Below are 11322 nucleotides of genomic sequence, written 5' to 3'. Positions count from 1 at the left end.
GTGGTCGAACTGGGTGGCCGACCCCGGCAACCCGATCGCCGTCGGCGACTGACCCTCCGCCGGGGTCAGCCCGCTCCCATGGCGAGGAAACCGGTCGTGGCCGGGGTCCGGGCGATGGAGGCCAGCGCCCGGGAGGGGGTCTTCCCGGCCGCCAGCGCGGTGTGGAAAGCGGTCATGAAGGCCGGGGTCGCGTCGTCCCGGACGGGCAGGACGCTGGCGATCACGGTGGCCGCGCCCAGGGCCAGCAGGGCGCCGGCCATGCCGAGGACGGCGTCCCCCTCGTCGGCGCGGCCGATGTCGCACGCGGACAGGACGATCAGGCGCGGCGGATCGGCCAGCTCGTCGAGGTCGTGGACCATGAGGGGGCCGTCGGCCAGGCGCATCCGGGAGAAGAGACGCGGCCCGGACGATCCGCAGCGCGATCTCTCCCCGGTTGGCCACAAGGATCCCGCCCACCCGGCCTCCTCACCTCGCCTGAGCCGGTCGGCCCTCACTCTAGAGAGCGGGACGCCAGGGGCCGCGCCCGGAGGTCCCGGTGCGCGCGGATGATCTCGGCGTAGCGGCGCCCGCTGTCCTTGACGCGGCGTTCCTGGGTCGCGAAGTCGACGTGCACGAGCCCGAACCGCTGCGCGTACCCGTAGGCCCATTCGAAGTTGTCCAGCAGCGACCAGGCGAAGTAGCCGTCCAGGGGGACCCCCGCGCGGATCGCCGCCGCGCACGCCGACAGGTGGGCCTCCAGGTAGGCGGTGCGCTCGGCGTCGTGGACGGCTCCGCCGGGCGTCACGGTGTCGGCGTAGGCGGCGCCGTTCTCGGTGACCATGACGCTGCGCGGCGCGTAGTCCTCGGTGACGCGGACGAGGACCTTCGCCAGCCGGTCCGGGTGGATCTCCCAGTCCATGCCGGTGCGCGGCGTCCCCGGCGGGGTGATCTGCCGGGTGCGCGGCGGCGGGCCGCCGGGATCGTCGACGGTGACGGACCGGCGGTAGTAGTTGACGCCGAGCCAGTCGAGCGGGGCGGCGATCGCCTCCAGGTCGCCGGACCGCACCGGCGGCTCCACCCCGTACTCCTCGATCATGTCGGCGGGCAGCCCGCGGCCGTGGATCGGGTCGAGCCACCAGCGGTTGTGGTGGCCGTCCTCGCGCCGCGCCGCCGCCGCGTCCCGCTCGCCTTCGCCGCCCGGCTCGCAGTCGGTGAGCAGGTTGACGACGCCGACGCGGGCGCCGGGGGCGGCGGCGCGCACGGCCTGCACGCCGAGGCCGTGCGCCAGCAGCAGGTGGTAGGCCGCGGGCACGGCCGCGCGGATGTCGGCGACGCCGGGCGCCATCGCCCCCTCCAGGTGCCCGATCCAGGCCGCGCACACCGGCTCGTTCAGCGTCGCCCACGAGGTGACGCGGTCCCCCAGCGCCGCGGCGACGACGGAGGCGTACTCGGCGAAACGCCCGGCGGTGTCGCGGGACGGCCAGCCGCCGCGGTCCTGGAGCTCCTGCGGCAGGTCCCAGTGGTACAGGGTCGGATGGGGCTCGATCCCGGCCGCGAGCAGGGCGTCCACGAGCCGGTCGTAGAACGCGAGCCCGGCCGCGTTCACCGGGCCGCCGCCTGCGGGCAGCACGCGCGGCCAGGCGATCGAGAACCGGTAGGCGCGCAGGCCCAGCTCCGCCATCAGCGCGAGGTCCGCGGGCCAGCGGTGGTAGTGGTCGCAGGCGACGTCGCCGGTGTCGCCCCCGGCGATCGCGCCCGGGACGCGGCAGAACGCGTCCCAGATGGAGGGGGCGCGGCCGTCCTCCGCGACGGCCCCCTCGACCTGGTAGGCGGAGGTGGCCGCCCCCCAGGCGAAGTCGGGGCCGAACGCGGTCAGGTCGTCGATGGGCACGGGTCTCCCTCGGGGTCGTCGAGACGGGTCACTTGACGGAGCCGGCGGTCAGCCCGGCCACCAGGAAGCGCTGGAGCAGCAGGAACCCGGCGACGACGGGGACGCTCACCACGAGGGAGGCGGCCATCACCTGGTTCCAGTAGACCTCGTGCTGCGTGGAGTAGCCCTGCAGTCCGATCGCGAGCGTGCGGGTCCGGTCGCTGGTCATGACCGAGGCGAACAGGACCTCGCCCCAGGCGGTCATGAACGCGTAGACGGTCACCGCGACGACGCCGGGCAGCGACGCCGGGAGGATCACCCGCAGCAGCGCGCCGACCGGCCCGCAGCCGTCGACCCGGGCCGCCTCGTCCAGCTCCCGCGGGATCGACTCGAAGTACCCGGCGAGCATCCAGATCGAGAACGGAAGCGAGAACGTCAGGTAGGTCAGGACGAGCGCGCCGCGGCTGCCGTAGAGGGCGACGCCGGTCGCGTTCCCCGCGTTCACGAAGATCAGGAACAGCGGGAGCAGGAACAGGATCCCCGGGAACATCTGCGTCGACAGCACCGTCACCGTGAACGCCCGGCGGCCGGCGAACCGGTACCGGCTGACGGCGTACGCCGCGCCGATCGCGATCGCCACGGACGCCAGCGTCGCGCCGCCCGCCACGATCACGCTGTTGGCGAAGTAGCGGGCCAGCGGGACGGTCGACCACATGTCGACGTAGGGGCGGACCGTCGGCCGCGACGGTATCCAGCGGAACCGGCGCTGCACGTCCTCCAGCGGCTTCAGCGACGAGCTGGCCATCGCGTAGACCGGCAGGAGGGTGAACGCGGTCAGCAGGGTCAGCACGATCCGCCGCGTCCAGACGAATGAGGTGGGCGGGTCGGTCGGCGCGCGGCCCTTGCGTGCGGGACGCGTGTCAGCCATGCGCGGGCCTCCTCCTCGACGTGGCGAGCAGGTACGCCGCCGTGGCCACCAGCAGGAACAGCAGGAGCAGCACCGACATCGCCGAGCCCGTCCCGAAGTTCCAGGTGACGAACGAGGCGTGGTAGATGTGCACCGAGACGAGGTCGCCGCCGTCCGGGGCGGCCTTGCCGAACAGGACGAACGGCGTGTTGAAGTCGTTGAACGTCCACAGGAACAGCACCAGGACGAGCACCTGGTTGACGGGCCGCAGCGCCGGGAGCGTGATGTGCCGGATCCGCCGCCACATGCCCGCGCCGTCCAGCGCCGCGGCCTCGTACAGGTCGCGGGAGACGCTCTGCATCCCGGCGGTCAGGACCAGGAAGGCGAACGGCCACGACCGCCACACCACGACGGTGACGAGCGCCCAGAAGCTGTTGCCGCCGATCAGCCAGAACGGCCGGCCGCCGCCGGTCAGGTGCAGCTGGTCGGCCAGCACGTGGTTCACCAGCCCGTTGTCGCGCTGGAACATGAACGCCCAGGTCATCACGGCGGCGTAGACGGGCAGCGCGTACGGGACGAGGAAGAGCGCGCGCAGCGGCCCGCGCCCCCGGAAGCGGTCCTGCGTGAGGATCGCCGCGGCGGCGCCGAACAGCCACGACAGGGCGACCGCCAGGAGCGTGACGGCGAGCGTGACCAGGAACGAGCGCAGCAGGTCCGCGCCGATCGCGCCGTCGAGGTCCACCGCGACGCGGTAGTTGCCGAGGCCCCTGCCGGGCGCCCTCGACCAGTCGCGGATGTAGAAGAGGGTGAGCTCCTTGAAGCTCATCCAGATCCCGACGGCGATCGGCACGACGTGGACGATCAGTTCGGCGACGGCGGCGGGCGCGAGCAGCGCGTACGGCAGCGCGCCCGGAGGCAGCCGCGGCCGCCGCCTCCCCCGCCGCGGCCCGGCGGGTCCGGTCTCCCCCGGCCGCGCCTCCCCCTCCCCGTCGGAGAGGGCGGCGGCCGGCACGTCGGCGGCGGTCACGCGCTACCCGCCCATCTGCTGCTGGGCGGCGGCGAGCCGCTCCCGCACCTCGGCCTCGGTGGTCGGGCGGCCCGCGGCGGCGTCGGCGAACAGCTCCTTCATCGCGGTGCCGACGGCGGTCTCGAACTGGCTCTCCTGCGGCACCTGCGGCAGCGGCGCCGCGCTCGTGGCGAGGACGCTCTTGAAGACCCTGAGGTCCGCGGTGTCGAAGGCCGGGTCGCTCTGGGCCGAGACGACCGGGGGCAGCGATCCGTACGCCCTGTTGAGGATCTTCTGTTCCTCGTCCCCGGTCATGAACTTCACGAACTTGAGCGCGCCGTCGCGGTTGCCGGTGTTCCTGAAGACCGCGATGTTGATGCCGGCGACCATGGAGGTGATGTTCCGGCCGCCCGGCGGCGCCGGGGACGGCCGGGGGGTCGGCACGACGCCCCATTCGCCGGGCTTCATGCCGAGGTTGGTGAGCCCGCTGGTGGTGGCCTGCCAGAGCAGCATCGCGGCCTTGCTTGTGGCGAAGTCGTTCAGCGACTGGTTGGCCGAGTACTCGGCGTTGCCCGGCGCGGCGATCTTCTCCTTGCCGAGCAGGTCGACGTAGGACTTGACGGCCGCGACGGCCTGCGGGGTGGCGAACTGCGGCCTGCCGTCCGGGGTGAAGAAGTCGGCGCCGTACATCTGGCCGAGCGTGAACGCCTGGTGGACGTTCTCGGGGATGCTGGCGCCCTCGATCGCGATTCCGTACCTGCCGTCCTTGGTGAGGGCGCGGCCGGCGTCGACCAGTTCCCGCCACGTCCCGGGCGGTTCCAGGTCCGCGTCCGCGAACATCTTCTTGTTGTAGTAGAGGCCGTAGGCGAGGGAGTAGAGCGGGACGGCGGCCGGGGCCTTGCCCTTGGCGCCCGCGGCGGCGAGGGCGGCGGGGACGAACCGCCCCGCGCCGCCGACCTCGGCCATCGCGGCGGAGTCGAAGGGCAGCAGGCCGCCGGTCGCCTGCAGCGACGCCGACCAGGTGTTGCCGATGTTGAGCACGTCCGGCCCCTGGCCGGAGGTCGTGGCGGCGAGGATGCGGTTGAGCAGGTCGGTCCAGGGGACGACCTCCAGCTTCACCCGGATGCCGGTCTGCTTCTCGAACTTGGCCAGCTCCGGTTCCAGCACCTTCCGGTCGGCCGCGAGGTCGGTGCCCTGGTTGCTGGCCCAGTAGGTCAGCGTCCTCGGGTCGCCGTCGCCGGACGTGGTGCCGCCGCCGCAGCCCGCCGCGGCGGTGAGCAGGAGCCCGGCCGCGAGGACGGCGAGGGCCCGCGAGGGGTGTGGACGCATCGGCTCGGCCTTCCGATCAGGTGACGGGGGTCACTCCGAGAGTTAGATCACACCTTATTTCACGCCGTGATCTAAGCAGTGACATAATGGGCGGGTCAAGACCTGAGAAGCTGCGGGGGACGCGGCCCGGCCCGGGCCGCGGGATGAGGGGGGCCGATGCCGGAACGGCGCCGGAGGACCGTGCGCGACCTGCGCCGCGCCAACCGGTCGGTACTGCTGAGGCGGCTGTACTTCGACGGCCCGCTGAGCCGCCAGGACCTGGCCCGCGAGACCGGCCTCAGCCCCGCCTCCGTCAGCAACGTGGTGAGCGAGCTGATCGAGGCCGGGCTCGTCGTGGAGGCGGGCAGCGTCGAGTCCGACGGCGGGCGGCCGCGCGTGCTGCTCAAGACCGCGGCCGGTTACGGCCACCTCGTCGGCGTGGACGTCGGCGAGACGCGGGTGATGGTCGAGCTGTTCGACCTGGAGCTGACCCAGCTCGCCAAGGCCGACCTGCCCCTCGGCGACGGCGGCCACGACGAGCGCGCCGTCGTCCGGCACATCCTGGAGGGCCTCCCGGCGGTCATCGAGGGCGCGTCGGTCGACCCGGCGTCCATCATCGGCGTCGGCGTCGGCGTCCCCGGGGTGATCGAGCGCGGCCCGGAGGCGGTCGTGCACTGCCAGACCATCGGCTGGGACGGCGTGCCGCTGGAGCGGATGCTGCGCGAGGGCACCCGTCTCCCGCTGTTCGTGGACAACGGCGCGACGTCGCTCGGCCAGGCGGAGATGTGGTTCGGCGCCGGGCGCGGGCATCGCGACGCCGTCGTCGCCCTGGTCGGATCCGGCGTCGGCGCGGCCGTGATGATCGACGGCTCGCCGTACCGGGGCGCGGCCGGCAGCGCGGGCGAGTGGGGCCACACGACGTCCCGGGTCGGCGGCGCGCCGTGCCGGTGCGGTTCCCGCGGCTGCCTGGAGGCCTACGTCGGCGCGACCGCCCTGCTGGAACGCTACAGGGCCGCGGGCGGCCCGGCCGGGACGGACGAGGAGGCGGCCCTCGCCGGGCTGCTGGCCGACCCGTCCGGGGCGGCAGCCGCCCTGCGCGACGACGTCGCCGAGCACCTCGGCGCGGGCATCGCCGACCTGGTCAACCTGTTCAGCCCGGAGAAGATCATCATCGGCGGCTGGGCGGGGCTGCTGATCGGCGGCAGGATGCTGGACCGGATCGTCGCGGCCACCGCCGCCTACGCGCTGCGGCAGCCGTTCGCGCAGACCTCGATCGAGCTGTGCCACCTCGGGCCGGAGGCGGTCGCCGTGGGCGCGGCCACCCTCCCGCTGGCGCACCTGCTCGACGGCGGCGGCGACCCGGCGGGCGCGCGATGGCCCGGCGGCGGCCCGCGGGGGATAATGGCGTACTGACCAGCACCCTGGAGGGCGACGACACATGGGCACCGCCGGCCGTTCCGTGCGCGAATCCCTGCTGGACGCCGCCGCGGACCTCCTGGTGGAGCGCGGCTACCGGGCCGTCCGGATGCGGGACGTCGCCTCCGCCGCCGGGGTGAGCCGGCAGACCGTCTACAACGAGTTCGGCGACAAGTGGGGGCTCGCGCAGGCGGTGGTGATCCGCGACAACGAGCGCTACCTCGACGGCATCGACGCCGTGCTGTCGGAGCACGCCGACGTCTACTCGGCGGTGGTCGCCGCGGTGACGTTCACGATGGAGACCTCCGCCGACGACCAGCTGAAGAAGGCGGTGCTGACGGGCGCGGGCGGCGACGAGATGCTGCCGCTGCTCACCACGCAGGCCGAGCCGGTGCTGTTCGCGGCCAGCGCCCGCATCGCCGAGCACGCCCTGCGCCAGTGGCCGGATCTGGACCGCGCCGCGCTCACCGAGATCGCCGACGCGGCCGTGCGCCTGACGATGAGCCACATCATGCTCCCGTCCGGGCCCCCGGAGGCCTTCGCCCACTTCGTCGCCCGCATGGTGACCCGCTACCTGGCCGCCGCCGCGGGGCCGCGCGGAGCGGACGCCGGGTGAGGGTCAGGGGGCGGCGGCCTGGACGTGGACGACCTTGACGGCCGTCATCTCGTCCAGGAGCTCGGGGCCGTAGCCGAACCCGCGGCCGCTGGCGCGGCGCGGGGCGGCCGCGCCGCCCGGGGCGCCGCCGAACACCGCGTTGATCTTCACGGTGCCGGCCTCGAGCGTGCGCCAGGCGGCCTGGGCGTGCGCCATGTCGCGGGTGAGGACGGTGGCGGCGAGGCCGTAGCGGGAGCGGTTCGCGGCCTCCAGCGCCTGCTCGAACCCGGCCACGGTGCGGACGGGCGCGACAGGGCCGAAGGTCTCCTCCGCCATGACCGCCATGTGGTCGGCGCAGCCGGCCAGGACGGTCGCCGGGTAGAAGCAGCCGGGGCCCTCGGGCAGGCGGGCGCCGGCCAGCGCCCGGGCCCCGTCCGCGAGGGCCTTCTCCACCTGCTGGTGGACCTGGGTGCGGTGGCGCTCGTCGACGAGGGGCCCGAGCTCGGTGGACGGGTCGGCGCCCGGCCCCGTGCGCAGGGCCCGGGCGCGGGCGGCGAGCGCGTCCAGGAACGGCTCGGCGACGGCCTCGTGCACGTAGACGCGCTCGACCGAGGTGCAGATCTGCCCGGCGTTGGCGAAGCACCCGAGCGCGGCCTGCCCGGCGGCCCAGGACGGGTCGACGCCCGCGTCCACGATCAGCGGGTCGGCGCCGCCGTTCTCCAGGACGGTCCTCGCCCCGGTCCGCGCGGCCAGCTCGGCGATGCGGCGGCCGGCGCGGGTGGAGCCGACGTGCGCGACGACGTCCGCGCCCGCGTGCCCGGCGAGGGCCTCGCCGACCGCGCCGCCGCCCGCGACCACGTTCAGGACCCCGTCCGGCAGGGAGCCGGCGATCAGCTCGGCGAGCATCGCGCCGGTGTGGGGCGTGCGCTCGGAGGGCTTGTGGACCACCGTGTTGCCCGTCGCCACGGCCGCGCCGACCAGGCCGCACGCGATCGCGACCGGATCGTTCCACGGCGTGATGGCGGCGACGACGCCCCACGGCTCGCGGACCATGAAGTCGGCGGCGTCCCGTCCGCCCTGGAGGCTGCGCCCGCCGTGCAGCGGACCCAGCTCGGCGTACTGGCGCAGGGTGCCGATCCCGGCCTCCACGCCACCGAGCGCGTCACCGGTCGGCTTGCCCATCTCCGCGGTCACCAGGGCGGCCAGCTCGTCCATGCGCTCCTCGACCGCGCGCGCCGCCGCGTGCAGCGCCGCGCCCCGATCGGCCGCCGGCGTCGCCGCCCAGCCGGGCGCGGCGGCGCGGGCCGCCGCCACGGCCGCGTCCACGTCCGCCGCCGAGGAGGCGGCCACCACCCCGAGCGGCTCACCGGTCGCCGGATCGGTCACCGTGAACGTCTCGTCCCCGGTCCCCTGGCTCCACCGTCCACCGGCCAGCATCCACCTGTTGCGCGGCCGCATGGTCTCCCCTTCCGTGTCGGCTCCCGGTGTCGCCTACCCGGCACGGGGCGCTTCAGACCCACCCCACGTCAGTGAACACTTACTCGCGTCGGCTACCGTGAGCCCAGGCGAGAACGTGCGAGGAGGCGCGATGGACTTCGACCTGCCGGAGGGCGCGGCCGCGGTGCGCGAGGGCGTGCTGGCGGTCGCCGGGAAGTACGACCAGGACTACTGGGGCCGGTGCGACGCGGACAAGCGCTGGCCGGAGGAGGTCTGGCGCGAGCTGGTCGACGGCGGCTGGCACAGCCTGGCGATCCCCGAGGAGTACGGCGGCGGGGGCCAGGGCCTGCTGGAGCTGGCGGTGGCCCTGGAGGCCCTCGCCGAGGGCGGCGCGGGCGGCGCCGCGTCCTTCATGTACCTGCTGACGCCCGCGTTCGGCGGCCTGACCATCGCCCGGCACGGCACCGCCGAGCAGAAGCGCGAACTCCTGCCGAGGATCGCCTCCGGCGAGATCGAGACGTGCTTCGCGATCACCGAGCCGGACGCGGGCAGCAACGCCATCGCCATCTCCACCCAGGCGCGCCGCGACGGCGACTCCTTCGTTGTCAGCGGCCAGAAGATCTGGATCTCCGGCGTCGAGCGCGCCGACCTCCTCGTGCTGGTCACCCGGACGATCCCGGCCGCGCAGGCACGCCCCCGCACCGCGGGTTTCACCGTCCTGCTGGTGGACGTCAAGGAGGCCGTGGCCGAGGGCACGCTGACCTACCGGCCGATCCCGAAGCTCGGCACCAACACCGTCGCCTCCAGCATGGTCTTCCTGGACGGAGTGCGCGTGCCCGCCGACCGGGTCCTCGGCGAGCCCGACGAGGGCTTCGCCGTGCTGTGGGACATCCTCAACCCCGAGCGGATCCTGGCCGCCGCGGGCGGCGTCGGGTCCGGCGGCCTGGTGCTGCGGATCGCCTGCGAGTACGCCGGCGAGCGCGCCCCCTTCGGCACGCCGATCGGGGCGAACCAGGCCGTCGCGTTCCCGCTCGCGCGGATCAAGGCGCAGCTGGAGCTGGCCCGGCTGATGACCTACAAGGCCGCCTGGCTGTGGGACCGCGGCCGGCCCTGCGGCTCGGAGGCCAACATCGCCAAGCTCACCGCGGCGGACGCGGCCTGGCAGGCGGCCGACCGGGCGTTCCAGACCTACGGCGGCATGGCGTACTCCCTGGAGTACCCGGTCGCCCGGATGTTCCGGGACGCTCGCATCGCGAAGAACATCCCGGTCGCCGAGGAACTCGTCCTCGCCCACATCGCCCAGCACGAGCTGGGACTCCCCAAGTCGTACTGACCCGTCCTCATGCCCCGGGCCGCGCGGGCGAGGCCCGGGCCACGGGACGCACGGAGGCGGGGGACGCGCCTCAGCCGAAGCGGGGCGGGCGCTTCTCCCGGATCGCCGCGACGCCCTCGCGCACGTCCGGGCCGGTGAACCCGAAGAACTCCATCGCCAGGGAGGCGTCGAACGTCGGCCCCGCGAGGCGCAGCCAGTTGTTCAGCGCGTGCTTGGTGAACGACAGCGCCTCGGCGGGCCCGGCGGCGAGGCGTCCGGCGATCTCCAGCGCGCGCTCGTGCACGTGCGCGTCGTCCACGCACAGCGAGACCAGCCCGATCCGCTCGGCCTCCTCGCCAGTGAGGACGTCGTTGAGCAGCAGGTAGTACTTGGCCTTCGCGAGCCCGCACAGCAGCGGCCACACGATCGCCGCGTGGTCGCCTGCCGCGACGCCCAGCCGTGTGTGCCCGTCGATGATCTTCGCGGTGCGGCCCGCGACGGACACGTCGGCCAGCAGCGCGACGGCGAGACCGGCGCCCACCGCCGGGCCCTGCACGGCGCTGACCACCGGCTTGGAGCAGTTCAGGACGTTCATCACGATGTCGCGGGCCTCGCGCATGATCCGGCGGCGGGAGGCGTGGTCGGTCATCATCTCCTCGATCATGGCGAGGTCGCCGCCGGCGGAGAACGCCGTGCCCTCCCCCCGCACGAGCACCACGCGGACGTCGTCGTCGGCGTCGGCGTCCCGCCAGATCTCCGCCAGCTCGCGGTGCCCGGTGGTGTCGACCGCGTTCAGCTTGCCCGGTGTGCTGATCGTGACCCGCAGCACCCCGTCCGCCGCCCAGTCGATCTTCAGCCGCTCGTACGCGTCGTACCGCGTCATGCCGCACTCCCCTGCCGCGAGTGGTCGTCGAATGCCGCGCGCAATCGTCGCACAGCGAACTCCACCGCCTCGGCGCCGGCGTCGAAGATCTCGGGCAGCAGGAAGAAGGAGTGCACGACGCCGTCGTAGCGGCGCAGCTCCACCGGCACGCCGGCCTCGGCGAGCCGCCGCGCGTAGGCCTCCGCCTCGTCGCGCAGGATGTCGCACTCGGCGGTGATCACGGTGGCGGGCGCGGCGCCGGCCAGGTCCGCGGCGCGCAGCGGGGCCAGCCGGGGATCGGCCGGGTCGGCGCCGTCCCGGTAGAGCTCCATGAACCGGGCGAGCGACCCGGCGTCCAGCCCGTAGCCCGTCCCGTACTCCCGCCAGCTCGGGGTGTCCCTCGCCGTGTCGGTCACCGGGTAGACGAGCAGCTGGTGGGCGAGGGCGACCCCGGCGTCCCTGGCCATCAGCGCGGCGGCCGCGGCGAGGTTGCCGCCCGCGCTGTCGCCGGCGACCGCCACGGCCCCCTCCAGCACGCCGTACCGGCCGGGCTCGCGCGCCACCGAGGACACCACGGCCCACGCGTCGTCCACCGCCGCGGGGAACGGGTGCTCGGGGGCCAGCCGGTAG

At 74.3% G+C, this 11322-nt stretch carries 11 protein-coding genes; 3 read left to right on the top strand and 8 right to left on the bottom strand.

Features of this window, described 5'->3' with window-relative positions; genetic code table 11:
* Positions 1-65 precede the first annotated feature (65 nt).
* The 5 genes from AB0C69_RS27970 to AB0C69_RS27950 all read right to left on the bottom strand — a co-directional run bounded on the left by AB0C69_RS27970 (position 66) and on the right by AB0C69_RS27950 (position 5091).
* Positions 66-383, bottom strand: a complete 318-nt coding sequence (locus AB0C69_RS27970) for a CHAT domain-containing protein (RefSeq protein ID WP_360358182.1) — start codon at positions 381-383, stop codon at positions 66-68.
* A gap of 107 nt (positions 384-490) precedes the next feature.
* A complete protein-coding gene (locus AB0C69_RS27965; RefSeq protein WP_345186277.1) occupies positions 491-1870 on the bottom strand; it encodes a GH1 family beta-glucosidase in 1380 nt (459 codons plus the stop codon).
* A 28-nt stretch (positions 1871-1898) separates the two neighbouring features.
* Positions 1899-2777: a carbohydrate ABC transporter permease gene (locus tag AB0C69_RS27960; protein WP_360358181.1), complete on the bottom strand. Its 879-nt coding sequence runs from the start codon at positions 2775-2777 to the stop codon at positions 1899-1901.
* Positions 2770-3783, bottom strand: coding sequence for a sugar ABC transporter permease (locus tag AB0C69_RS27955; protein WP_360358180.1), 1014 nt, complete (start codon positions 3781-3783; stop codon positions 2770-2772). Before AB0C69_RS27955 ends, AB0C69_RS27960 begins: the two co-directional genes overlap by 8 nt.
* A gap of 3 nt (positions 3784-3786) precedes the next feature.
* Positions 3787-5091 (bottom strand): sugar ABC transporter substrate-binding protein, encoded by a 1305-nt coding sequence (locus AB0C69_RS27950; protein WP_360358179.1) that lies wholly within the window; start codon positions 5089-5091, stop codon positions 3787-3789.
* 156 nt (positions 5092-5247) lie between these two features.
* Between AB0C69_RS27950 and AB0C69_RS27945 the strand changes: the two genes are divergently transcribed.
* Together AB0C69_RS27945 and AB0C69_RS27940 are read left to right on the top strand one after the other, a co-directional pair.
* Entirely contained in the window at positions 5248-6483 is a 1236-nt protein-coding gene (locus AB0C69_RS27945; RefSeq protein WP_345186288.1) for an ROK family transcriptional regulator, read from the top strand.
* A gap of 25 nt (positions 6484-6508) precedes the next feature.
* The gene (locus AB0C69_RS27940; protein ID WP_345186291.1) at positions 6509-7102 is read left to right on the top strand and encodes a TetR family transcriptional regulator; all 594 of its coding nucleotides are present in this window, start codon (positions 6509-6511) and stop codon (positions 7100-7102) included.
* 3 nt (positions 7103-7105) lie between these two features.
* Here the strand turns inward: AB0C69_RS27940 and AB0C69_RS27935 are convergent, their stop codons facing one another.
* Positions 7106-8539, bottom strand: a complete 1434-nt coding sequence (locus tag AB0C69_RS27935) for an aldehyde dehydrogenase family protein (protein WP_360358178.1) — start codon at positions 8537-8539, stop codon at positions 7106-7108.
* A 130-nt stretch (positions 8540-8669) separates the two neighbouring features.
* On the opposite strand from AB0C69_RS27935, the gene AB0C69_RS27930 reads away from it, so the two are divergent.
* Complete coding sequence (locus tag AB0C69_RS27930; RefSeq protein WP_345182188.1) at positions 8670-9851, top strand: acyl-CoA dehydrogenase family protein; 1182 nt, start codon at positions 8670-8672, stop codon at positions 9849-9851.
* 70 nt (positions 9852-9921) lie between these two features.
* Here the strand turns inward: AB0C69_RS27930 and AB0C69_RS27925 are convergent, their stop codons facing one another.
* Both AB0C69_RS27925 and AB0C69_RS27920 read right to left on the bottom strand, forming a co-directional pair.
* On the bottom strand, positions 9922-10713 hold the full coding sequence (locus AB0C69_RS27925; RefSeq protein WP_360358177.1) for an enoyl-CoA hydratase/isomerase family protein: 792 nt from the start codon (positions 10711-10713) through the stop codon (positions 9922-9924).
* A partial coding sequence (locus tag AB0C69_RS27920) for an alpha/beta hydrolase fold domain-containing protein (RefSeq protein ID WP_360358176.1) occupies positions 10710-11322 on the bottom strand: 613 nt, incomplete at its 5' end. The genes AB0C69_RS27920 and AB0C69_RS27925, both read right to left, overlap by 4 nt.

The sequence above is a fragment of the Actinomadura sp. NPDC048032 genome, from assembly GCF_040653175.1.
Lineage (GTDB): Bacteria > Actinomycetota > Actinomycetes > Streptosporangiales > Streptosporangiaceae > Spirillospora > Spirillospora verrucosospora.
The sequence above is the reverse complement of the archived record's forward strand: the minus strand, read 5'-3'. Positions and strand labels throughout refer to the sequence as shown.

Bases quoted from the DNA above. Each gene is read 5' to 3' on its own strand.
- AB0C69_RS27940 (WP_345186291.1), top strand. From the start codon at position 6,509: ATGGGCACCGCCGGCCGTTCCGTGCGCGAATCCCTGCTGGACGCCGCC.
- AB0C69_RS27935 (WP_360358178.1), bottom strand. From the start codon at position 8,539: ATGCGGCCGCGCAACAGGTGGATGCTGGCCGGTGGACGGTGGAGCCAG.
- AB0C69_RS27930 (WP_345182188.1), top strand. From the start codon at position 8,670: ATGGACTTCGACCTGCCGGAGGGCGCGGCCGCGGTGCGCGAGGGCGTG.
- AB0C69_RS27925 (WP_360358177.1), bottom strand. From the start codon at position 10,713: ATGACGCGGTACGACGCGTACGAGCGGCTGAAGATCGACTGGGCGGCG.
- AB0C69_RS27960 (WP_360358181.1), bottom strand. From the start codon at position 2,777: ATGGCTGACACGCGTCCCGCACGCAAGGGCCGCGCGCCGACCGACCCG.
- AB0C69_RS27945 (WP_345186288.1), top strand. From the start codon at position 5,248: ATGCCGGAACGGCGCCGGAGGACCGTGCGCGACCTGCGCCGCGCCAAC.
- AB0C69_RS27970 (WP_360358182.1), bottom strand. From the start codon at position 383: ATGCGCCTGGCCGACGGCCCCCTCATGGTCCACGACCTCGACGAGCTG.
- AB0C69_RS27950 (WP_360358179.1), bottom strand. From the start codon at position 5,091: ATGCGTCCACACCCCTCGCGGGCCCTCGCCGTCCTCGCGGCCGGGCTC.